The organism is Paenibacillus cremeus (assembly GCF_007786445.1).
Lineage (GTDB): Bacteria > Bacillota > Bacilli > Paenibacillales > NBRC-103111 > Paenibacillus_G > Paenibacillus_G cremeus.
In genome coordinates this window covers 28,302-52,815 of record NZ_VNJI01000035.1, presented here as the reverse complement: position 1 = coordinate 52,815, position 24,514 = coordinate 28,302, and the positions used below count along the sequence as shown (strand labels likewise).

The 24,514-nt window shown below is 44.8% G+C and carries 17 protein-coding genes; 8 read left to right on the top strand and 9 right to left on the bottom strand.

The features are described 5' to 3' along the window. Positions 1 to 22: 22 nt before the first annotated feature. The 3 genes from FPZ49_RS23275 to FPZ49_RS23265 all read right to left on the bottom strand — a co-directional run bounded on the left by FPZ49_RS23275 (position 23) and on the right by FPZ49_RS23265 (position 3,662). Positions 23 to 925, bottom strand: a complete 903-nt coding sequence (locus FPZ49_RS23275; RefSeq protein WP_144851561.1) for a carbohydrate ABC transporter permease — start codon at positions 923 to 925, stop codon at positions 23 to 25. A 36-nt stretch (positions 926 to 961) separates the two neighbouring features. Beyond that, positions 962 to 1,942 carry an ABC transporter permease gene (locus FPZ49_RS23270; protein ID WP_222429954.1) on the bottom strand — a complete coding sequence of 327 codons (981 nt, stop codon included), beginning with the start codon at positions 1,940 to 1,942 and terminating at the stop codon, positions 962 to 964. Between the two features lie 121 nt (positions 1,943 to 2,063). Further along, the gene (locus tag FPZ49_RS23265; protein ID WP_144851559.1) at positions 2,064 to 3,662 is read right to left on the bottom strand and encodes an ABC transporter substrate-binding protein; all 1,599 of its coding nucleotides are present in this window, start codon (positions 3,660 to 3,662) and stop codon (positions 2,064 to 2,066) included. 411 nt (positions 3,663 to 4,073) lie between these two features. Between FPZ49_RS23265 and FPZ49_RS23260 the strand changes: the two genes are divergently transcribed. Continuing rightward, entirely contained in the window at positions 4,074 to 5,693 is a 1,620-nt protein-coding gene (locus tag FPZ49_RS23260) for a sensor histidine kinase (RefSeq protein ID WP_222429953.1), read from the top strand. On the opposite strand, the gene FPZ49_RS23255 is transcribed toward FPZ49_RS23260, so the two are convergent. The 6 genes from FPZ49_RS23255 to FPZ49_RS23230 form a co-directional block, all read right to left on the bottom strand. Further along, a complete protein-coding gene (locus tag FPZ49_RS23255; protein ID WP_144851555.1) occupies positions 5,674 to 6,771 on the bottom strand; it encodes a response regulator transcription factor in 1,098 nt (365 codons plus the stop codon). The genes FPZ49_RS23260 and FPZ49_RS23255 overlap by 20 nt on opposite strands. A 434-nt stretch (positions 6,772 to 7,205) precedes the next feature. Next, the gene (locus tag FPZ49_RS23250) at positions 7,206 to 9,392 is read right to left on the bottom strand and encodes a carbohydrate-binding family 6 protein (protein WP_144851553.1); all 2,187 of its coding nucleotides are present in this window, start codon (positions 9,390 to 9,392) and stop codon (positions 7,206 to 7,208) included. Positions 9,393 to 9,506: 114 nt separating this feature from the next. Continuing rightward, positions 9,507 to 11,180 carry an ABC transporter substrate-binding protein gene (locus tag FPZ49_RS23245; protein ID WP_144851551.1) on the bottom strand — a complete coding sequence of 558 codons (1,674 nt, stop codon included), beginning with the start codon at positions 11,178 to 11,180 and terminating at the stop codon, positions 9,507 to 9,509. A 115-nt stretch (positions 11,181 to 11,295) separates the two neighbouring features. Continuing rightward, positions 11,296 to 12,195 carry a carbohydrate ABC transporter permease gene (locus tag FPZ49_RS23240; RefSeq protein ID WP_144851549.1) on the bottom strand — a complete coding sequence of 300 codons (900 nt, stop codon included), beginning with the start codon at positions 12,193 to 12,195 and terminating at the stop codon, positions 11,296 to 11,298. A gap of 18 nt (positions 12,196 to 12,213) precedes the next feature. Further along, complete coding sequence (locus FPZ49_RS23235) at positions 12,214 to 13,164, bottom strand: ABC transporter permease (protein WP_261381561.1); 951 nt, start codon at positions 13,162 to 13,164, stop codon at positions 12,214 to 12,216. Between the two features lie 246 nt (positions 13,165 to 13,410). Next, complete coding sequence (locus tag FPZ49_RS23230; protein ID WP_144851545.1) at positions 13,411 to 15,609, bottom strand: helix-turn-helix domain-containing protein; 2,199 nt, start codon at positions 15,607 to 15,609, stop codon at positions 13,411 to 13,413. 196 nt (positions 15,610 to 15,805) lie between these two features. On the opposite strand from FPZ49_RS23230, the gene FPZ49_RS23225 reads away from it, so the two are divergent. The 7 genes from FPZ49_RS23225 (at position 15,806) to FPZ49_RS23195 (ending at position 24,492) form a co-directional block, all read left to right on the top strand. Beyond that, positions 15,806 to 17,824: an AraC family transcriptional regulator gene (locus FPZ49_RS23225; RefSeq protein ID WP_144851543.1), complete on the top strand. Its 2,019-nt coding sequence runs from the start codon at positions 15,806 to 15,808 to the stop codon at positions 17,822 to 17,824. Positions 17,825 to 18,143: 319 nt separating this feature from the next. Next, positions 18,144 to 19,046: an ABC transporter permease gene (locus tag FPZ49_RS23220; RefSeq protein ID WP_144851618.1), complete on the top strand. Its 903-nt coding sequence runs from the start codon at positions 18,144 to 18,146 to the stop codon at positions 19,044 to 19,046. Beyond that, on the top strand, positions 19,046 to 19,927 hold the full coding sequence (locus tag FPZ49_RS23215; RefSeq protein ID WP_144851617.1) for a carbohydrate ABC transporter permease: 882 nt from the start codon (positions 19,046 to 19,048) through the stop codon (positions 19,925 to 19,927). The genes FPZ49_RS23220 and FPZ49_RS23215 overlap by 1 nt, the downstream gene beginning before the upstream one ends. Positions 19,928 to 19,979: 52 nt before the next feature. Beyond that, positions 19,980 to 21,533: an extracellular solute-binding protein gene (locus FPZ49_RS23210; protein WP_144851541.1), complete on the top strand. Its 1,554-nt coding sequence runs from the start codon at positions 19,980 to 19,982 to the stop codon at positions 21,531 to 21,533. Positions 21,534 to 21,556: 23 nt separating this feature from the next. Further along, positions 21,557 to 22,378: an SDR family NAD(P)-dependent oxidoreductase gene (locus FPZ49_RS23205; RefSeq protein ID WP_144851539.1), complete on the top strand. Its 822-nt coding sequence runs from the start codon at positions 21,557 to 21,559 to the stop codon at positions 22,376 to 22,378. A gap of 13 nt (positions 22,379 to 22,391) precedes the next feature. Then, positions 22,392 to 23,480, top strand: coding sequence for a lactonase family protein (locus FPZ49_RS23200; RefSeq protein ID WP_144851537.1), 1,089 nt, complete (start codon positions 22,392 to 22,394; stop codon positions 23,478 to 23,480). 25 nt (positions 23,481 to 23,505) lie between these two features. Then, positions 23,506 to 24,492, top strand: coding sequence for a Gfo/Idh/MocA family protein (locus tag FPZ49_RS23195; RefSeq protein ID WP_144851535.1), 987 nt, complete (start codon positions 23,506 to 23,508; stop codon positions 24,490 to 24,492). The last annotated feature ends 22 nt before the right edge of the window (positions 24,493 to 24,514 follow it).

Below are 24,514 nucleotides of genomic sequence, written 5' to 3'. Positions count from 1 at the left end.
TTTCTTTCACCATTTCACCTACTTAAGCCTTAATTGCACCGACCAGCATCCCCTTGACAAAGTGCTTTTGTAAAAAAGGAAATACACACATGATAGGGATCATCGTTACAATGACTGCAGCCATTTTCATACCTTCCGAAAACTTTACATCGGTTTGTACATTCGAAATATTCATCTGCTGACTGATCTGGGAATCGATAACAATAGACCTTAAAGCAAGCTGCAAGACAACCAAGCTGCCCTTCCTTATGAATATCATGGCATTAAACCATTCATTCCAACGGTCCACGGCATAGAACAATATGATTGTCGCAATGATAGGCATGGATAAAGGCAATATGATACTAAAGAGGATCCGCCATTCACCTGCTCCGTCAAGCTTAGCCGACTCCATAAGCGATATTGGTAGCGACATAAAATAGTTCATCATGATGATTAAATAAAACGAGTTAACTCCATAGGCAAGCACAACAGACCAAATGGTATTAATTAATTGCAGCTGCTTCATTAACAGGTACATGGGGACAATACCGCCATGAAACAACAGAGTAACGACAACAAAATAAATGAAAAATCTCTTAAACGGAAAATCGGGGCGGCTAAGCCCATAAGCCATACTGGTAGTCAGAAACATGTTGAGCGGCAATCCTATTAAAAGGAGCAGCAACGTTGTACGATAGCCGACCCATATGCGTCCGTCTTCAAACAATGCCTTGAAGTTTTCAAGTGTAATTTCCGTTGGTATCAATAACACCGTTGATTTCAGATATTCCTGCTGTGTTGAAAAAGATATTGCAGCAACGTTGATAAACGGTAAAATGATAGCGACTCCAAAAAGTGTGAGAATAATCAACAGGACAATATCCAATGTTTGTATTTGGTTATGATGGTAAGCTTTTTTCGGTACTGGTCTAACCCCCGCCATATTCACTTTCCTTTCCCATGGATATTCTCATACGATTTATTCCCGAACCGTCTTCTTCCTAGAGGGAAACAGTCCTTCCGCACCAAGCCATTTACAGACACGGTCAGCGAATAGCAAGAGAGCAAAGTTGATTACAGATCGGAACAAACTTACTGCACTTGAGAAAGAGAAGTCGGCAGCTGACTGAAATGTAATTCGATAAATATACATATCCAGGATCTCACCGGCTTTGGCAGTTGCCGCATTACTGATATTGAAAATCTGATCAAATCCTGCATTCATTAGATTTCCAACAGATAAAATCAACATAACAACAATTGTATTTTGTATACCTGGAAGGGTGATATACCACATCGTCTGCAAACGGCTCGCACCGTCGAGCTGAGCAGATTCATACTGCTCCGTATCAATTCCTGCAATAGCGGCCAGATAGATGATCATGACCCACCCCGCCGATTTCCAGTTTTCAGTGATATACAATAAGGGCCGGAAGATATCCGTGGAGCCAAGAAAATTGACTGCATCCCCACCCAGCATTTTGATGATACCGTTTACCATACCTTGAGTATTTAAACTATTAATCATAATGCTGGCAACAATAATCCATGACAAAAAATGGGGGAATGTATAAACCGTTTGTATTGCCTTTTTATACCTGTTCACACGCACTTCATTCAGCATTAAAGCTAAAATAATCGGAACGGGGAACTGAAACAGGATACGTCCTGCGTTAATCCATAGCGTCCTCCAGATCGATTCAATAAATGCGGGATCTCTAAAAACATAGATATAATTGTCAAGCCCAATCCACGGACTGCCAAAAATTCCGAGATTAGCTTTATACGTTTTAAACGCCAATGATAGCCCATACATTGGAATGTAGGCGAAAATGACATACCATATGACTCCCGGTAATAGCAGGAGGTAAATTTCCCTGGATTTCAATACCCGACTCATCAAGGTGGCATGATTTTTTTCCAAGGATGCATTCTTCTTTTCCGCCATTATATTCTCCATATGAACCCCCCTCTGCCAGAGTTGAAATAAGAAATTCTGATGTTATAAAAACAAGTAGCCGGGCAAATCATTGGATCCACCACAGCTACTTAATGTAATTTAATCGAAAGATATTAGCTGACTATTTAGCCAATTTTGAGTTCAGTTCATCAAGAACCGGCTTTATTATTGGCATCTTCGAATCAACCCACTTCTTCCAGTTTGCTTCTATATCTCCCTGCATAGTAACAAGATTAGCGTACTCTGTGCTGTAATCGATTTGGGCCTTTCTCTTGCTTGGCGAATCGTAGGCGTATAAATTCCAGTCAACTTTTGTGAATGTGTCAGGAGTACCTTTTTTCGGTTTTTCAGCATAAAGCTGCTTTGATAGATCCCTTATTCTTTGGTCGTAATTGGGATTGTCGAATGCGAAATCGTCAAACAAAATCGTGCTACCTAACAGATAGCCATTGGATGGATATTTTCCGTTTGCGCCGCCAAATGGCTTGCCTTCTTTGGCTTGGTCGAAGAGTGATTTTACTTTACCATTGCTGTCAAGAGTCCAATCTACATCTTTTAACCCCATATTGGTTATGATATTGCCCTCTTGAGTAGAGTTATAATCGAGCACACTCATATAGCGTTCAAATTTTTCATTGGATATTTTTGGGTTAAAGATGATTGTGCCCCAGAAATTAATGAGGTCTTCCTGATGATAATTACCGTCATCCCCCAGCACGATAGCCATATGCATATTTTGATAGGGATCAAGTTTGGTATTCGACTGAAAATCGCTAAAAAAAGTCTGAAGATTTGATGTCGGTGCCTGGTTGTAGGTAGCGCCTGCATTGCCTTTTACATTAAAATAAGAACCATGCTCCTCATTCTTCACAGTGAAGAAGTCCTTACTAAGGACACCGGACCGGTACGCTTCAGAGAACAACTTAAGCCCTTTCAGAGTATCTTCAGAAGCTCCACCCCATTTATACTTACCATCTTTGTCTTTATAAAAATTATTGTAATGAGTACTGTTTCTTGCAACAAACAATTCAACGGCATGATTCGTATTCTCAGCAAGCGGAATTAATTTGTCGCCTACTTTTCCGGGATCTTTTTCCTTTATCAACTTACCATACTGAATAATTTCAGAGGTCGTATAGGCGGACTTGATAGGGAAACCCACAGCTTGAGCCCAATCCTTACGTATATATACGGCTGGATGATTCGGCAATGGATCTCCGGGCAAGTTATTCATAAAACGTGCTCTTGGAAGGAAATAGGTTCCACCGAAGGCTTTTTCCATCTGGGGCCCGAGTGATGTTTTACTAAACACTTTGGCGACATTAGGCCAACGGGTTTTCCAGTCGTCAGGAAGCTTCTTGATAAGTCCCTGCTCGACAAAAGAGGCCGCATCCGCATGAATATAGTTATATACAGCAATATCCGGCATGTCGCCTGAGTTGATCCAGATCCGGAGTCTTTCATTCCAGTTGTCCCAGTTCAGCGCCGTCATATCTAAGTCATAGTTGAACTTGTCGGAATAATACTTGGCAACGGCATCGCCATTGGTGTAATTAAATCCTTCAATCCCCTGTACGGACGCCATGGTTAGTTTTACACGCTTGGAATTATCCGTACTTTTTTGAACCGACTTTTCCCCGGAGTCACTGCTGCATGCTGCTATACTAAACGACATGGATAGAGCAGCTCCAAGGGTTACCCATTTCCTCAACTTTGTCATACTTCGTCCTCCCTTTATTTATAAGATCCGTCAATGAAACGCTTTCATAAACATGATTTTTTTTAAAAGCGCTTCCACACTTGAATTTTATCAGGTGCAGGTAAACAACGATATGCGTTAAATTAGGTTGAAATAGGATTAAATTAGGAATATTGCGAATATTCACAAATCTTATATATAATGGTAACAAAATGGGCTAGTTCATCAATCTATTGGATAGGGAGATTATCTAATATGAGGTTTGGTAAATTCAATTCTATTCGAGGCCGTTTTATTGGGAGTACACTTCTATTTCTTTTCTCCATGGGTGTTCTAATATCCATATACAATATGGGGTTCGAATCGATCATCGAGCGCAGAGCTTATCAAGCCTTTGAGCTTCTGTCCAATGAGATGGACCGGAGACTAGCCATGGCAATCAATGAAATCGACAGGGCCGCCAAACGGGTGTCTTATTCTACTACCGTTCAGCAGTTCCTGTTAACGGATAATCCCTCTGAATATTTCAAATTGAGGGCATCAGCTACCGAAGTTCTATATGACTCTATTTACAGCAGCAAAACTATAAAAAGCATTGTCCTTACATCCCGAAACATGAATAACTTTTACATTAGTGATCCTTTCCAAGAGATTCGGGAAAAGGCAATGGCGGAAAGCGGACTGGCTCGAGACATCACACTCCGCAAACCGGTTGTCAGTAATGTATTCTTCCATAGCAGCGGCACTAACGGGCCCTACTTTTTGTACTTTCTCCCTGTCCGGTCCATATTAGATGGACATAGCGAGAAAACAAACATAGCATTATGTTCTGTCGTAGTCGATTTAAAATCTTTTACAGGCGAGCTTAGCACCGGGATATCCAGTGATAGTATCACTGCACTCATATTTGAAGACACCATTATAAATTCCAGTCGGGAGTTGAATGTAGTTGAGCAGTCTATATTGCTGGGCGCAAAAGAGGGCCGGGGCAAGGCGAACATCAATGGCGAAAAATTTCTAACCAGCTCCGTATCGATCCCCGAATTCGGATGGCGTATTGTTTCACTGACCAGCAGACATTCCCTGATTGGCGATCTTTTTCCAATAAGAAGCATCGGGATTTTTATTATACTTGCTGCCGGTTTTCTACTTTTTTTCCAGATGCAGCTTGTGCTGCGCTCCGTGACTAATCCTATAGATCAGATCATCCGTGATATGAGAAATCTTACCTTGCGGAAAGATGGTGTCAGGGTGAGTATACCGAAAATTACCGAACTTGCCAGACTTGCCGAGGATATCAATGATATGCTGGAGCGAATTGAAATTTCCCAAAAGGAGATCAGAAAATCCCAGTGGAATCTCTACCAATCCATGATTGCCCAGCAAAAGGCCGAATTGCTCTCATACAGAAGCCAAATCAATCCGCACTTTCTTTTTAATACCTTGGAGTGTGTGCGAAGCATGGCCCAAACTTATGGTGTTACATGTATAGAAGAGATCTGCACATCCATGGCTAGCATGTTCCGTTATTCGGTAAGCTCTGGAACCATCGTTACCCTTCAAGACGAGATCAAACATACCTGTGACTACCTGAAGGTAATGAGCCAGCGTTTTCCGGGCAAGTACACAATAAAGCTGGATGTACAGCCTGAGGCAATGAACCATCCTATACATGCCATGTTTCTCCAGCCTATCGTTGAAAACTCCATCATACATGGTTTTGCAGAAAAAATGCCGCCCTGTATCATAAGGATATCAGGCCAGCTTCAACAAGATGGATCCCTGTTACTAAACATTGCCGATAACGGTGCCGGCATATCCGATGAAGAGATCAAAAAAATAAATCACGTTAACCCACCCACAAGCGATCATACTTCTCATGGAAAAACAAATATTGGCCTTTATAATATCCAGCAGCGTCTAAAGAACAGCTTTGGTGACCAATATCGCTTTGAGATCCGCTCTGTTAAGGGTCACTACACAAAAGTCGTCATCTGTATACCTAAAGCGCTTACAATATTAAGCCCTCAGTTTACTCCTCCGGCATGCTGAAATTGTTATTGCTGATTGCAGCTTGTTGATTTTTTCGGTACTGACTGGGAGTAAGCCCAAAGAAACGTTTAAATAATCTTCCAAAATAACCATAATCTGAATAACCAACCATGTCGGCTACTTGCTGAACAGGTGCTTCGTTTTCCAAAAGCAGACGTGCCGCTCGCTTCATCCTGATCGCAATTAAAAAACCTGTTAACGTAATCCCCGTTTGTTTCTTGAAAAGCTCACATAAGTATGTTTCGGACAGATAAAATCTTTCGGAGATTTCACTAAGCGAAAGTTCATTTTCGAAATTTTTGCTAAGGTACACCTGGATCTCCGCTACTATAGGGTTTGCAGAATAATCAATTTCCATTTGTGCAGAACTGACCGCTTCAGAAAGCATATTATCGAAATCTTCAAAACCGGGACGTTGTACACTGATACCTAAAGTTACCCCACGTGCAGCAGCCGACAATCTCCATTGGTTGAAAAAGGGCTCTAGCTTCTGCTTTGACGAAAGCAGATATAGGCTTGTTCCATCACTGAGTAGAAAGCGTCCAACATACATATCTTTTTTTTGGGGAAGGTTATACTCTTTTGCATCGGCGACTGCAACGTAACAATGAGGATGGACAGCAGAGGATACAAGCACCTCCCGCTGTCTTTCATTCATGAGTTTGTCGGTTTGAAAGACACCCATTAGAATAGGGTGATTGGCAGGAGTAAGTTTTTTTCTGAGTCTATCCACAACCGTCCTCACTTCATCCCGTTCGAGAGGTTTAAGAATATAGTGAAACACATCATATTGCAAGGCTCTGCGGGCTACCTCGAAATCACTAAAAGCGCTTATGATGACAAACTCAGAATTGATTCCTTTTTCTCTGGATTCCCTTACCAGATTAAGTCCGGTCATTCCCGGCATACGTATATCGGTAAAGACTATATCCGGTTGATTACTCATGATGCTCTCAAGTGCCTTCCGCGGATCTAAAAAGGCCCCGATGATTTCAAAACCCTCTTTGTTCCAATCGATAATATTTTTAATTCCTGTCAGAGCCCAGGGTTCGTCGTCTACAAAGATAACTCTAAGCAATGAAAACCCTCCCTTTACCGAAACGAAATTCCTTAGATATCATTCATTTTGAAACTTCCTTTCATAAAACTGATTTTATTATTCCGTTTTTCGAGCGTAACGTTCTTTTAACTTATGAAAAAATGCTCTTATTCTTTGGTAGATATTGTGTTTTGTCCATAACACATCAACCAAAGAGAAGAGCATCTTTTATGGTAAATTGTACCATGAAAGCCGGTAAAATCAAGAATGACTTTGCATGGGAATTTTGTTTTGACCCTCTTTTAATAAAAATGCCTCAGCTCTGATACAAAAGCGAGAGACGTGACCGGCATGACCGTTCATAACGATCAGGAATTCCAGTACACGTCTCACGTCTAGCATGGACATGCTGCCGAAGGCTGGTTACCAATTCAGCATGTCTTTCAGAGGCAATCGTAGAAAAGTGGCTCCTTTTATTGTTTTACGTTGATTGTCTGCGCTATCGTAATATCGTGATCCACTTGAGCTTGAAGGGCCGTCACATCCACTTTGCCGTATCCTTGGCGCGTCAATTGCTGCGGCACATATTGGCTCGCGGTTTGGGCCGCATATTCTCGCCAATGCCCGGACGCCGTTTGCAAATGCTCGACGGCTGCCTTTTGATGGGAAGTATCGTCCATTTGTTGATACAGATACAGATGCACCGCGCCCAATATTTTAGAGGCGTAATATCTCCCCAAATAAGACATCGCTCTCAAGTCACCGATCGTCAAGCGCAGCTCCTTGTCAGTCACCATACTCATCTCCGCGACGAGCAGTAGCGTACGATTCGCGTAATCGTTCAGCTCCTGACTGACCTGTACCGGTGTCATTCCCGTAATGGAGCCATTCCCGATCAAATGTTCGCAAAAATCCGGAATGCTCATCAGACCGCTTTCAGGCATTGGCGTATCATTGATAAAATGCTGCACCGTATGAAATCCTTTGGCTCTCTCCGGATTGCTGTAACACGCCTCGGGATACCATTGAAAATCGAGATGATTCTCCTCCCAGTGAAATCGGGTTACAAGCGGCAAAATTTTCGACGCACTCGACCAAGCCTCAAACAACGTACGGCTGGGAGCCTCTGGAAAACGAAACGCAAGCTGCCGCTCGAAATGTCGGTCCGGAACGGTCGGGTCGTACGCCAATCGGCCCCAAAGCATAAAGCCGTACCATCGCTTCTTGATCATCGGCTGGCGCGGCGAATCTGGTTCCGTGCTGACGAATTCCCGCCCCCACACAATTCCGTCCGGCCCCATGTAGAATCCGGCCAGCTGCTCGGACGGCGGCATGTTTAAAATGTACTGGCGGACAAATTCAGGATCCCCCCAGCGGAAATAATAATAATCGTCGTCCCGAACGGTGAGCCACGTTTTCCTTCCCGTGGGCAGTCCGTTCAAAAAGCCAGCCTGTAATTCCTTGTATCCCTGCGTCCGATAAATGAATGGGGGATGAACCGAGGAATACATATGTGCCAACGAATATTTGTAGCTGACGTCAAACGTATCGGGATAAGCCGCAAACGCCTCGTAAATGGTTGATAACGCAGACTCATGCGCCCGGTGAATGAACCTGATTTTGCGCTCCGGGTATTTCCATTTAACATCCATAACCCCTTCCCCATACGCCCGCCACAACCATTCTTCATTGAGCTGCGGTTGATTATGCAGCATGTTTTCGCCGGCTGTCACTCCGATACCGGCAAGCAGAGGGTACGTTTCGAGCAGACAGCGGACACTTGCCCGGAAATAGTCGATGGTTACATCATTATCCTGATCGCAAGTAATACCATAACGATTACCTTCGGTACCATACGTGAAAATATTCCATGTTATGATGTACACATCAATGCCGCGATTCTTGGCATACGACATCACCTCTCGCCAAAAGGATATTTTCTCTGTAATCGTCATTTCCCGGACGGTTTCCAAATTGGCAAGCGTCGACGTGGTTGACATGTCGGTTCCCCTCAGACTCGCGCGAATCGGGGCGGTAGTTTTCTTCACGTCCTTAAGTGCGATATCCGGATACTCGGGAACCTGTACCATTGACGGGAACGGATGCAGGTTCCACAGCGACAACGTATTGTAGCGATACAATGCCATGTCGTCCAAAAACTGTCGCCAAAAGTCCATACTCCACATTTCCGCGATGTTGTGCTGCGCGGAATCGCCGTTATCGGAGTAGCTCGGCGTGCGGGCGTCGAGCGGAATGTTGAATTTGATCCCCCGCCCAGATATATACGGATTGGAAGTCTTGATCCCGATATTTTCGATTTCCGTTCCGGCATTAACCGCGTCCGCCACGTCCAGTCCACCGTACATCGCTCCAACGGGGTCGGCTCCAGTCACGCGGCATAACGTAAAATCGCCTCCCCGCTCCAGTATGATTGCATAACCTTCCGGGGAAAGAGACGGCTCGGATAGCATGCCTATATCGGCCTGACCGTCTTGCATCGATGTCAACACGATGCGAATCGGTTCGGTTGCCGCGGGTAATGAGGTGAGGGGTGCATATACAGCTGCGATACCTCTGTTCGCCAATGCTTCCCGTAGCTTGGCGGCAGCAAAGGAAATGGTTGGTAAAGCTTCGTCGAATACAATGACAGCCTGATTCATTTCATTCATCCCCTTGTTTGTCCGCGAAGAGCGGACTCATGATTACTCGCTAACGATTCATGCTTATTTCGGCATGAAGTTCCCCTTCTCTTTTTTAAGGCAAACGGACATTTATTATTTTTTGTAGGTCGAATCGTAAGCTTTTTGGTTGATCTCCAGATAGCGGTTTAATTTTAGACCCTCGAAACCTTTGATATAGGCGTTCCATTCGGCATCGTCGAGTTTTTTGCTGCCTGAGATAAATTGAACCATATTGGTCCTGACATAATTGACGATTTGCGGCTTCAGCTGTGCAATTTCGCTGGAATCTTTATCATCATAAAACAGATTTAACGGGAAATTTTCCTTCGGTTCGTTTCCTTCGTATTTTTTAGTCTCTAAATACAAGCGATGTTCATACCCGTTATCCGCTTTGGGATCTTGCGGAACCGCCCAGGATTCGCGCAAATCGCGCGGGCGGAATAAAGGTCCTATTTGCCCCCAGGTGACGTTTTGAGTCTGATAACCTAAAGCTTCGGGTTTCAGGAACCGTCTCGCAGGTCTGCCTTTCTCATCGACTTCACCCTGCTCGCCTTTTCTCCACCAGGTTCCTTCCGGTCCATATTCAGAGCCAACGGATCCCTCTTCCGAATACAGATAATTCGCCAGTTTAATGGCCGCGATTTTTTGCTCTTCCGTTGCCTTATTAGTAATCGCGAACTGTCCGTTACCTACGGAATCGTAATAACCTGCCGATTTATACCCGTCTGGTCCCGTGATTGGCGGAACCGTGTCATACTCTTTATGTCTGGTTTGGCCAGGCTTATTGCTGACCGCAACACCGATGTGAAGGGTGGTTACACTTCCCAAAATGTTATCCCCGGCTTTGTTTCCTAATTGCGATAAGGCATCCTGATTTTGGGTAAAGCTGGCCGGATCAATCAAGCCTTCTTTGTACAGCTTATTCATATATTCCAAGCCTTTTCTCCACTCAGGCTGAGCGGCGGATAATCCTACCTTGCCATTTTTCATATAGAAATAATCAATATTGTTATTATAGATGAATGCGTTCATAAGGAAGCCGGTAACGTCGTATTTGTACATTTCGGTGCCTGCCCCGCCCGCCCCGCTAAGCGGAACTTCATCTTGCTTGCCGTTACCGTTAGGGTCCTGGGTCTTAAACGCTTTTAGGACAGTGTAAAGCTCATCCGTGGTAGTCGGCATTTTTAAGTTTAATTTTTTCAGCCATTCAGCATTAATCCATAATTTTTCGGGATACATACAGTGAAAACATTCGTTAACGGAAGGAAGCGCGTAAATTTTTCCGTCCGGCGTCGTAATTTCTTGCTTCAGGGAAGGTCTGACCTGCATGGCTTTCTTAATGTTATCTCCGTATTTATCAATCAAATCGTTCAGCGGAATTAAGACGCCCTGTTTGCCATATTTAAATTGCTCCACTGGTGTTAAAGAGCCATAAGTGGAAGGAAACAGGACTGCCGGATAATCGCCGCTAGCCAACAATAATTGCTTTCTGTCATTAGCACCGGCTTCCGGAGTGACTTCGAATTTGAATTTAACGTTAAGCTTCTCCTCAAGCAGCTTTGTAAATCCGTTGGTAGACAAATCTTCAATTTTAGCGCTCGGCACCATAAACATAGAGAGGGTGACCGGACCGCTCGCTGTGCCCTTCTGATCGTATTGTTTGTCTGAGGGCGAATTCGATTTATTGCTAGTGCAAGCCGATAAAAGCATGGAAGCAGCTAAAGTCATACCTACTGTACCCGTTGCTATTTTTTTGAATTGCGACATGGACGACGCCTCCTTAGTAAATAAATAAATTTTCCAGGTCCAACACCTTCGGTTTCTCCAAGCTAGAGCAGTTCGACAACACCATCTCCTTTCGGGTGACACTTTCTTATAAACACTACCCTTTAAGCGAACCGATCATAATGCCCTGGACAAAATGCTTCTGCACAAAAGGGTAAATAGAAAGCACAGGAAGAGTCGCTATAACAATCAATGAATATTTCAATAGATCCTTTAGCCCTTGCCTTGCCGCAAGTTCATTGGCGTCCATCATCATGGATGCATCGATCGAATTCATGATCAGAATATTCCTTAACACAATTTGCAAAGGAAAGAGGTTTGCGGACTTTAAGAAGATCAATGCGTCAAAATATGCGTTCCAATAAGATACCGCATACATCAAAACCAATACGGCGATAATGGGCTTCGATAAAGGAATAACAACTCGGATTAAAAAGCCCAAATCCGTGCAGCCATCCAGTTCGGCTGCTTCCGAAAGCTCAGCCGGAATGTTCATTTGAAAAAATGTCCTGGCAATAATGACCTGCCAGACAGCGAAAGCATTCGGCAGCAGCATCGCCCACGGGGTATCCAGAATACCAACAGCTTTAACGGTTAAATAAAAGGGAATGAGCCCGCCGCTAAACAGCATGGTAAAGACCAGCAGCATTGTAATGAGCCTGCGGCCAACAAAAGTTTTTAGTGAAAGCGGGTAGGCAATCATGATCGTTAAACTTACGCTGATCAAAACACCTGAAAACGTATACAATAATGAGTTCCTATAGCCCAACACAATGTTAGGATTGGCGAAAATTGCTTTATAGCCTTCCAGACTGGGCTGGACGGGAAACAACCACACTCTTCCCTCGACTACCGCTTGAGAGGAACTGAATGATGAACTCAGGATATAAATTAAAGGATATATTTCGGTAATAAGCAGCAAGGTTAAAAAACCATAGATGATAAACATAAATATCCGGTCGTTAAAAGATTCCTTGATGACTCCCGCTCTGCTCATGAAATTCCTCTCCTATTCTTACAATAAACTCGTATCCGAAATGCGGCGCGCAATAAAATTTACGATTAGCAGCAAAATAAGATTAATAATCGAGTTAAACAAACCGACAGCAGCGGAGAAGCTAAAGTTGGCCTCGATCAATCCCACTTTGTAAACATAAGTGGAAATCACCTCGGAAGCGCTTAAATTCAAAGCGTTTTGCATCAAAAATATTTTCTCAAAACCTACATTCATGATTTGTCCTACATTAAGAATCAGCATGATGATAGCCGCAGGAAGCAATCCCGGAATATCAATGTGAAGCAATTTTTGGAATCTGGAGGCTCCATCCACTCTGGCCGCCTCATACAAATCGGGGTTTATCCCTGCGAGCGCCGCGAGATAGATAACCGCACCGTAGCCAACATGCTGCCAAACATCGGAAAATACATAAATGCTTTTGAAATATTCCGGGATCCCCAGAAAATTAATCGATTCGAGCCCTAATCCTTTTACAATCAAGTCGACGAAACCAAGTCGAGGAGTCAAAAACAGCATAATCATCGATACCATCACAACTGTAGAAATAAAGTAAGGAGCAAAGGTAACCAATTGCGTAAATTTCTTAAAAAAGCCGGCCCTAATCTCATTTAATGCCAAGGCCAAGATGATTGGAGCAGGAAAGCCGACAAATAATTGAAATATGCTGAGGAGCAAAGTGTTTTTTAACAACATCCAAAAGTTGGGCGAGCTGATAAAATCGTTAAAATGTTTCATCCCTACCCATTCACTGCCCGAAAAGCCCTGCATGACGTTGTAATCCCGGAAGGCGATCTGCGCGCCATACATCGGGATGTACTTGAAAATAATCAGATATGCCAGCGGTAATAAGATGAGAATATACATTCTCCAATGCCTTTTTATTTTTTGGGAGTAGTTTCCGGAATAGGGCTGCGAATTAATTTTTGCGCCTTCTTTGCTAAGCGGCATGGTTGACATTGAACTTAATTCTCCTTTCAAAGTATAGTCGCGTTCGCGTTCCCTAAAGCTGATTCAAATCATATATAAAGCAATCGAATCAAGCAACGATCACATTTCCTGACTGCAATGAAGTCCAAAAAATATTGCCAATGTATTTAATGATTCAATTTTCTAAACCGAACAAAATTCATCAGACCCTGCCGTCAAACGAAAAAACCGCGCGCAGTGAAATGGCTTCATCCGCACACGGCTTATTTAAAGGGCATTTCGATACTCCGAAGGTGTCATTCCCGTTAACCTTTTAAAAGTTCTTCTGAACGTAACTGGGCTATTAAAACCAATTCTTTGTCCAATCTCATTGATCGGTTCATTCGGAGATTTCAGCATTATTTTTGCCTGCTCCACCCTGATGTTGTTCAAGAAATCAAGAAAGTTTCCGCCAAACTCCTGTTTGAAAAGCAAGCTTATATATTTGGCATTTACGTTAAATTGTTCTTCCAATAAATCCAGCGATAAATTGGGATTCGCATATTGCTCTTCAATATATTCTTTAACTCTTTTCATCAATTTATGGTTGCTTTTACTTTCACGTAGCGGATTGATGTGATTGATGTAGCTGTTTAACAGATCAATGATTTCATCACGATACTCCTCCGTTGTTTCACAATGATTTATCGCCGATCTCATTTCGGGTAAAATATCGCCGGTAAGCACCTGATAATATTCCTTGGGAAGCTCCGAAATCTTAAGGTCCAAATAATAAATGAAGTAATTCAACAGGATAGAAATCTCGTCTTTGGATAAATAATCGCGTTTGATTTTCTGAAATAATTCGTCGTAAACCTTCTCCCAGTTCGGAGAGTTAATTCGGAACAAGTCAATCAGCTCATTGATCAATTTAAGATATTCGGAACTGTTTTTAAGGGAATAGTTTTGAATATCGGTGTATGGTATGACGTTATTGTTTCCTAGCGCAGGTTTATACTTTAAAGATTGGAGCGCTTTTCTGTAAGAATCGGAAATGTTCGTGATTTGATCAACCGAGTCGCCGACGCCGATGGTCATCGTAAACTTCAAATTGGATTCAACCCAAGCATTAATAATTTTACAAATTTCTACGATATTTAAAGTCGGATCCTGGTACTGGATAATGGCGCTTAATTGATATCTGCCGGTCCACTCTGTCCAGCTCCATACAGAATGATTGGTCATAATTTCAGACACGACGTTGGCTAAAATAAATCTAAATAAGCCTTGATCGCGCTGCGAATAAGTTTCGAATATTTCTCCAACCTTGTCTATTTCAAGAATCACTACCGAGCGCTCATGCAAATCGTTTGGAATATTTAATTGGCGCATTTCAGCCGTGCACTCGTCGATATTCATCGGGTGATCACCAAAAACCACTCTGTTGAAAAAATCCCTCTTTCTTATATACAGATTCTTCTCCGATTGTTTTTCAAAATCTTTGTATTGTCCGATAAATTGGTCTATGACGGATTCGATAAAATTAAATTCATCCGACGCCGCCTTTTCTATTGATTTTAGTTCTTGAGAGGAATAATCATCTATTTTGGAAACAATATTTTTAATCGGTTTATAATTTTCCTTTGTTATATAGATTAGGTAAGCAATAGCTAAAAGAAACATCATGAAACCGAATATCGTCCAATAATTAAACACTGAGGCGTAAGTGAAAATACCCGAGGCCAGAATGGTTTTGATTTTCCAATTTGTATATTCGGAAGTAACAGAGGCCAATACTTCCCCGTTTTGGGACGGGGCATTCTTACCATAGATCACTCCACCATTTTGATCCAACAATTTAATATCCGTCATTTCGGAACCTCTTAGATCCATAAGCAGCTCTTGAATGGCTGAAATCTTGACGTTAACTATAATATTTCCTCTCTCTTCGGCATAAGCCGGAACCTTGCAGATCAAACTTATAACCGGTTTCGTTTCTTGATTTGCAAATTCCTTGTATCGCCTCACACTAGTCCATTTTGTAAAATAAGCGGTTTCGTTTTCTTGTGAAATGAACGGATAATCGGCGAAATCGGGAAAGGAAGTTATATTGCCATTAAATACGACTTTATCTTTAAATCGAACGAGGTTAATGGAATCGATGCTTGGAAATTCATGTTTTATTTCCTGCAGCCGGTTGGAAACCTGGTAATTCAAATAAATATTTCGGTAATCGCTTTCATCAAAAAATTCATTGATCAATTTACCGTGAAGCATTTCGTTAATGATCATATGGTCGATGCTTTTTAAAGAAAGATCAATAGATTGCATGATTTGCTTTGCATAGATTTCATTTGCTCTAACCGCATCTTGTTTTTTCAGGACAATAAGATTTTGGAAGAAAACCAGGAATACAACGATAAAAAGGATAAGAAAGACGGGAATATAAGACAACATCATGTGAAGAAGCCAAGTGTTTTTTTTCATTCACATCATCCTTTGTCTAGGAAATAAGTATCGAAAGCAGAACATTTCCGTATATTGGTAACTATTTTTCACATTTATCGTAACAAGAAAAACTTAGTTTGTATAGTAAACTAACTAATAGAAAACAATGGAATTATATGATAAAATTGATTGAATTGTATTTGTACGTATACCTTTTAATTAGGGGGAGTGGGTGTTGCGAGGCTTAAACATTAAAAAGCTGATCGGAACAAGCCTGAATCTGCGCAGCCGAATGATGCTTCTTACCCTGGTTGTCGCTGCCGTACCAACACTCGCCGTAGGTATCAGCAGTTACTTGTTCTCCGCGTCCACCCTACAGGATGAAGTTAACCGCGCTCATATGCAGCTGTTGGAGAACACTTCTTCCAATATTGATCGTGAGCTGCAAAATATTCAGGAGAGTACCTTGCAGATGCTGTTCCACCCCCTCTTCAGCAACGAGGCACTACAGCATGTCAAAGATAAAGAGCTCGAATTCAACATGCAGGTTTACCAGTTTTTCTCCACCTTTCAATCCAATCATAACCTCATCATGGACGTCTCATTGTATGTGAAAGACAACTATTTGTTGTCCTCCTCCTCCGGGTTATTTAAAATAACTCCCATCTACGATCGCAACAAGCTGAACACTTCAATCGGGCTCGACAAAGCCTTTGAATGGCAAAACACGGTTTACCATGTCCGCGAGAACGATACGGCGAAAGGAATCACGTTTATTTGCAAGGCGCCCTTGCAAGCGCTTAACCCGATCGGATTGATCCTGGTCCGCATCGATGAGAAACTGTTTCAAAATGCGCTCAAGCGTTCTACCGTTTACCCGGGACAGATGACTGCAATCATTGATCAAGATGGGAAGTCAGTGGCCTATTCTTCCGTATCCGAATTTCCTAAGGAGCTGCTTGAGCTGACCAAGGCTAATAACGGAGACACCCACAAGCTGAACTACATGTGGAACGGCAAACAATATTTGGTAACAAGTCTGACCTCGGCTTATACCGGCTGGCAATATATCGATATGATCCCTTCAAGGGAATTGAATTCCAAATCCATAGGCATCGGTGTCATTACAGTTGTCGTGCTGGCAATTGTGCTGCTATTCGCCCTTGTCTTTACTTTCGTAGGAACACGCTGGGTTTACCGGCCGGTTGCCAATCTGATGTCTTTTATTCGAAGAGACTCTGAGATTCATGCTGCGGACGAAGATGAATTCGGATATGTCAAACAACGCTGGCTGGCACTGGAGGATGAAACGAAGAAGCTTCAGCATCAAATTTTCCGGCAGCTCCCGATGATTCAGGAATCGTTCGTGATGCAGACGCTTCAGGGGCAATACATGCATTATACGCAAAGCGAGCTGGAGAGTCTGTTTCAGCGGTACGGTCTCCCGCAGGAGGCGCTTTTTACCATTTTTATTGTAGGTTACGATTGGAGTCTGTCCGCTGAAGGGAAATTTTCCGATCAGGACAGGGATCTCATCATTTTTGCAATGAAAAATATTATTGACGATCTGGTTCATGTCAATGAACGCTACTTCCAAGGCATTTCAGTAAACATGCTGAATGACCGGCTGGCCGTACTTCTATGGGATCGAATTGACGCGGAAGCCAGTACGAAGACAATCGACCCAGCAGCATGGAATGCATCGATAAAAGAATTCGTAGATCAGGCCAGCATCTTCCTCTCCGAATATTTGCGGCTTCCGGTGACAGCCGGTTTGGGAAGCCCTACTCTTCAAATCAGCGAACTTTCACAGGTTTATCGCCAAGCCGTATCCGCTCTATACTCCTCAATGACGGCTAAAACCGAACGGCTGACGGGCTCGGACAACCCCTTTGTAGAAACAAGCGGCCCGTTTAAAGTGGAACTGGAGCAACACGAGCAAACCATTGACAGAGTCATTGCCTATATCCACGATCATTACGATGTTGACCTCTCCCAGGATCAATGCGCCCGGGACTTCGGTATCAGTCGAACTCACCTAAGCAAGCTGTTTAAAAAATTTAAGCGAATCTCGTTCAGCGACTACGTCACCCAGGTCCGTATGGAGAAGGCAAAGGAAATGCTGCGGGAAACGGACACACCGGTGACAGAAATTTCCGAGAAGGTAGGATACCTCCATACGCAGAACTTTATTCGCGTATTTAAGAAGGTCGTCGGAGTGACTCCCGGACAATTCCGGGAAGATCATCAATAGCCCATCAACTGACAGCCCTTGATATTGCAGGCGTAAATCCTGCCATATCAAGGTTTTTTTAATATCTGCCGGCAATGCTCAATCTGTGCTTAGGGATCATCCGGCACAATATGAGCATTCACAATCGGCTCATTGTCCTGCATGAAAGACTCGCATACAATACAATTTGTCAGCTGGGAAATAGCAGCAAGTACTTTCAATCATCTCCTGCATGGAAAGGATGAGCACATTGCCGAACCGCCAAAGAGTCGCTTTACCCCCAAGCGATGTAGCCGGGCTGTCTAAGAAAACCGCCCCTCCCCCACGTCTGCTGCTGTGGATGAAGAGTTGGAAACGGACATACCAGAACGAGAAATATTTATATGTCTTAGCACTACCGGGACTCTTGTTCTTCATTTTATTCAAATATGTTCCTCTATGGGGGTTATCGCTCGCATTCACCGAGTATTCCCCCTACGTAGGTCTACTGAAAAGCCAGTGGGTCGGGCTCAAGCATTTTGAAAGCTTTTTCTCCAATCCCGACTTTTGGATGCTTCTGCGCAACACGCTGGCCATCAGCTTTCTAAACATCATCTTCTTTTTCCCGATGCCGATTATATTAGCGCTTCTGCTAAACGAGGTGCGCAGTACGGCATATAAGAAATGGGTTCAAACGGCGATTTATCTACCCCATTTCCTGTCGTGGGTCGTCATTGTCGGCATCTGCTTCTTGACTATCAGTGGGAGCGGCATTATCAACAAGCTGATCGTGGATGCCGGAGGCAAGGCGATTCCGTTTCTCACCAACGCCGACTATTTTTGGGGCATGCTAACTCTGCAAACGATCTGGAAGGAATCCGGCTGGGGCACGATCGTATTCCTTGCGGCATTGGCGGGTATTAACCCGGAATTGTACGAGGCGGCCAGAATGGATGGAGCAAATCGCTGGAGGCAGACCATACACGTCACCTTACCCGGAATCAAGACGACCATCGTTATTCTGCTCATTTTACGGCTCGGGCAAGTGCTGGATACCGGCTTCGAGCATATTTACTTAATGTCCAGTTCGGCTGTAACCGAGGTAGCCGACGTCTTCGATACCTACGTTTATCGGGTCGGCATTCAAAGTGGGCGGTTCAGCTTTGCCACAGCTGTCGGTATTTTCAAATCCATCGTCGGCCTGATCCTCGTCGTCGGAGCCAACCGGCTGGCTAAAAAATTCGGAGAGGAGGGAGTCTATTGATCAAATCCACGTTAGGCTCGCGGGTATTTGATACGTTCAACTACTTGTTCCTTGCCTTTGTCTCGCTATCGACCTTGCTTCCCTTTCTTTACGTTATCATTGTTTCGTTTACCGACCCCACTGAGTACGCTACCAGGCCGTTCGTCCTGTTTCCGTATAAATGGAGCCTCGCCTCCTATCAGTTTATTTTATCGACGCCTACGTTTCTCAATTCGCTCAGCATCAGCGCATTTCTGGCCATTATCGGGACCGCCTGCAGCCTGCTGATTACAAGTGGATTATCGTATGCTCTGTCCCGCAAAAAATTCCGGCTTAAAAGGCAAGTTTTGATGGCTATCTTGTTTACGATGCTGTTTAACCCGGGAATGATCCCCAACTACCTGCTCATCAAGCAAATGGGGCTGATCAATACGGTGTGGGCGCTCATTTTACCTGTGCTTACGAGCGCGTGGTACGTTATTTTAATGAAAAGCTTCTATCAGGAAATCCCCGATGAGCTCGAGGAATCGGCCAAAATTGACGGTTGCACCGATATTGGCGTCTTTTTCCGGGTGATGCTTCCCGTGTCACTTTCGGCCATCGCCGCCTTCAGCTTATTTTTTGCAGTCGCGTACTGGAACACCTACTTCAGTGCCGTGCTGTACATAAACAAGGATGTGCTCCGACCTATGCAGGTCGTGCTGCAGGTGCTTCTGATTCAGGCATCTACCCAGGTAGGAGATCCGGCCGTGGCACAAATGCTGCAAAGCGACCAAATGCTGCCTAAAGAGACTATCAAGATGTCTGCCGTCGTCGTCGCATCGCTTCCGATTATTATCGTGTATCCGTTTTTGCAGCGTTATTTTGTCAAAGGGATGATGGTCGGCTCGGTGAAGGGCTAGAGCATGGACCCTTCGATATAATCAATACATTCATTAAGAGGAGGTTTAACCAATGTTAAGAAAAAAATCAATACAAAGTGCAACACTCGGCGCATTCGCTGGTATAGTGCTGCTTGCAGGCTGCAGCAGCGCATCGCCTCCCCCCGGGGCATCTGGTTCTCCAAGCGTTTCCGAAAATGCCACAAGTAAAGGAGCCGGCGCACCTACGGAAATCAATATCTTGACGACAACCTACAACTCTGCACCCGGCAATGACTTGGACAGTTTGAAGCAGATCAACGAGAAATTTAACGTCAAAATCAACGTCACCTACGTTCCCGCCAACAACTACACGGATAAACTGAACGTCATGCTGGCGGCAGGTGATTTGCCGGACGTGACAATGGTATGGGATATTAACACCCAAACCTTCGCCAATGCGATTAACCAGGGGGCTTTTTGGGATTTGACTCCGTATATTAAAAATTACCCTAATCTAGCCGCCTACCCGCAGCAAATTTACACGAATGTCGCCTTTAAGGGCAAGACGATGGGCATCCCGCGCGTACGGCCTACAGATGGTCACGAATCACTGCTGATCCGCCAGGATTGGCTGGATAAGCTCGGCTTGAAGGCCCCTAAGACGATGGACGAATTTTTCAACGTCATGGAAGCCTTTACAAAGCAGGATCCGGACGGTAACGGAAAGAACGATACCTACGGCTTTGTCGGCCAAGGCTCGCCTACACTGCAAAACTATTTTATCTCGATGTTCGGCAACGGCTTTACGCACTACATTGATGAGAGCGGTCAAATCCAGCCAAGCTTTTTCAACCCCAAAATGAAGGATGCATTGACCTTCTGGAACAAGGTCAACAAGGCGGGCGTGATGGTTCCGGATTTGCCACTCCTGCAAACAAGCCAGATCCGCGACTTTATGACCCAGGACAAAGCGGGCATGGGCTTCAGCAACGTGTACGACGGACACTTGTACACTGATGACATCAAGAAGGTTAACCCGAAAGCGGTCATCGTTGCTTACGAATTCCCTGCCGCACCAGACGGCAAACGCTACTACGAGCAAGCACCGGGTTCGTTCGGCGTGTTCCTTATTAATAAGAAAGTCAGCGAAGACAAGCTGAAGAAAATTTTAGACGTGTATAACTACACGGCGACCCGCGAGGTTTACAACCTGGTCGCATACGGCATCAAGGACCTTGACTATAAAGAAGCTCCTAACGGCGATATTACGCAGACGGATGAGGGAAAGAAGAAGGGATATGCCTTCGATACGTCCGCACAATGGGTTTCCAGTTACTTCGACAAATATGTAAAGGCCGATCTTCCGGGCATGACGCCAGAAACAAAGGAATATAATCATAAGCTGGTGGATTCGATCATGACCCAGTCGGTTCCAAATTATGGACTCGGTCTTGTCACCCCTACCGCTCTGGAAAAAAGTGCGGAATGGAACAAAAAAATCAACGATATGATGGTGAATGTCATTATCGGTAAAAACAGCATGGACGATTGGGATAAGTTCGTCAAGAGCTTCAAGGATGACCCGATATATCAAAAACATTTGAAAGAGCTTAACGAGCTTTATAAGGAAAGAACAAAGAAGTAACCAACCAAAGGAGGAATTGAACGATGGGTACTAGATTACAAAATAAAGTTGCTATCATTACAGGTTCCACTTCCGGGATCGGCCGAGGTTGCGCTGAGCTGTTCGCAGAAGAAGGCGCTCACGTTATCGTCAATGACGATGGCAGTCGTAAAGGGCTTGGCGAGGAAGTGGTCGAGCATATTAAGGCAAGCGGAGGCTCGGCAAGCTTTTTCCGTGCCGACGTGTTCCAAAGCGAGGATTTGCGCAAGCTGATCGAATATGCCACTGAGACTTACGGTAGACTGGATATATTAATGAACAATGCCTATAAAGGTCATGCGACCTCCGTTCTAGAGCAAGAGGAAGCGGACTGGGACATGGTGTTCAACTCCAGCGTGAAGGCCGCTTTCCTAGGCTGCAAATACGCTCTGCCGGCCATGATCAAAGCAGGAGCCGGATCGATTATTAATACCGCGTCGATTCATGGGCTGCTCGGGGGATTGCGGCACTCCGCATATGCCTCTGCCAAAGCAGCGATTGTGAATTTGACCCGTCAAATGGCGGTCGATTACGGCAAGTACGGCATTCGGGTCAACTCAATCTGTCCTGGACGAATTGTGACGGAGGGCAAGATTGAATTTTTGAAGAAGTACCCTGAAGAAGTCCGTCGTCAGCAGGCAGTTTACCCTTTGCGCCGTCCGGGCACAATGCGCGAAGCGGCATCGGCTGCACTATTCCTTGCTTCTGAGGATGCTTCGTTTGTGACGGGCCATGCTCTGGTTGTCGATGGAGGCCTAACCGCCCAGCTTCCCGATAGCGTTGCTGAGCCTTTGGAAGAGGGTTTGGGCTTGTTCAGAACGGAATAGACGGGAGTATGCCATGAATCAGATGAAGCCGAATTCAACTATTTATGCTTATATTGGTACATATACTGACGAAGGGAGAAGCGAGGGGATTTATATTTACCGCTTCTCCCCCTCTACTGGGGAGCTGGAGTATGCCGGTGTCGCTGTGGACGTGTTCAACCCAACATACCTGGCGATCGAGCCAGAGCACCGTTATTTATACTCCGTCAATACCATCGAAGGCGACGGAACGGTCAGCGCGTTTTCCATCAATCCCCACACCGGCCTGCTGACGTATTTGAACCAAAAACCGTCTGGTGGCTCCAAGCCGGTTCATCTTGTGGTCGACCCGCTAAGCCGGTACGTGCTGGCTGGCAATTTCGGAAACGGGAGCGTGTGCGTGCTGCCGATCGGCGGTGATGGAGCGTTGGGCGAAATGACCTCCTTCATACAGCATCACGGCTTTAGCATTCACCCGGTTCGTCAGACGGGACCCCGCGTGCATTCCGTCACGCTGGATCCAGCAGGCCGATTCGCGGTTGCCGCTGAATACGGAGCGGATCAATTAAAATGCTACAGGCTCGAGCCTTCGAACGGAGAGTTGATCCCCTCCAAGGTGCCAACGATAGCCGTCGTACCTGGCTCGGGTCCCCGTCACTTCGCCTTCCACCCGAGTGGAAAATGGGGCTACGTCATCAATGAGCTAAGCAATACGTTAATGAGCTATGATTATAACGCTGCGGACGGGACAATCACGCTTAAGGAAACACACACTACACTTCCCACCGGCTTTACAGACCGCAGCCACTGCGCCGATGTACAGGTTGATCCTTCCGGCCGGTTTGTTTACGGCTCAAACCGCGGGCACAACAGCATAGTCATCTATGCTGTCGATCAAGAATCCGGCACGCTGAAATGCATCGGTCATGAGCCGACGCTTGGGAAAGCCCCGCGAAGCTTCACCATTGATCCAACCGGGCAGTACTTGCTCGTTGCGCACCAGGATACAGATAATGTGGTCGTTTTTAACATCGATCGTGAAACCGGCTTGCTGCATCCAACCGGGCATCAAATCCATATTCCGGTGCCTGTCTGCGTGAAGATGGTTGCGATTTCAAATTAGAACCACCGATTTGGGAGTGAAGCTGATGGACAGATCACTGAATATCGCGATGATCGGCTGCGGAAGCCTGATGTACCAATTTATTTATGACTGTATGAAAAATATACCGGCCAGACTTACCGCCGTCAGCCATACCGATGAGAATGAGCTGCAAAAGTTTACTGACCGATACTATGTCCCCCAAATCTACCACGACTATAAGAAGTTGCTGCAACTTGAAAAAGTAGATGCGGTCATTTGTTTCCCTTCCGATACCCACACCCACTATTCGATCGCAAGAGACTGCCTGCTGTCGGGCGTTCACGTATTCATGGAACGTCCCCCCTGCTTATCCGTCGAGCAGGCCCATGACTTGCTGGAGTTGCAGCGCCTTACTGGCAAATATGTCATGACCCGCTTCAACAAAAGATTCACCACGTCGTATGTGATGGCCAGAGAAATTATCCGCAGAGATGAATTTGGCCCGATTACGATGTTTATGTCCAAATTCCAAGGGGCCGAGTGCGCTTCGGAGCAATCCTTTCTGTTTAACCATGTCAGCCATCATATTGATTTAGCCCGTTATTTATTAGGTGAAATCAAGTCGCTTCATGTGGAAAAAATTAAACTCAGTGATCAGCTGCTCGGCTTCAATATTTCCTTCGTTGCCGCTTCCGGTGCGATCGGCGTTATTCAATCCGGCTCTCTGCAAAAGATCGAATACCCGATGGAAAGAGTGGAGATTACCGGGGTAGGCAGAAACGTAATTATTGATAATATCCGGGGCCTGGAGTACAACCGGCCAGCTCCTAAGCGTGACGGATTTGAGGTGGCACCGTTGACGGAAGGCGGAGATACGCTGGTATGGAATCCGAATCACGGAAATTTAACAAACTACACCTACTACGGGTTTGAAGCGCAGCTGCACCATTTTATCGACCGTATATTGCAGCGGCTCGCCCCCGAGCCTAATATGCAGGATAGTATCCACACAATTGAGCTGCTTGAGAGCATCCAATCACTCTCCAGCTAGTGCCAAGATAAGTCATGCCGCA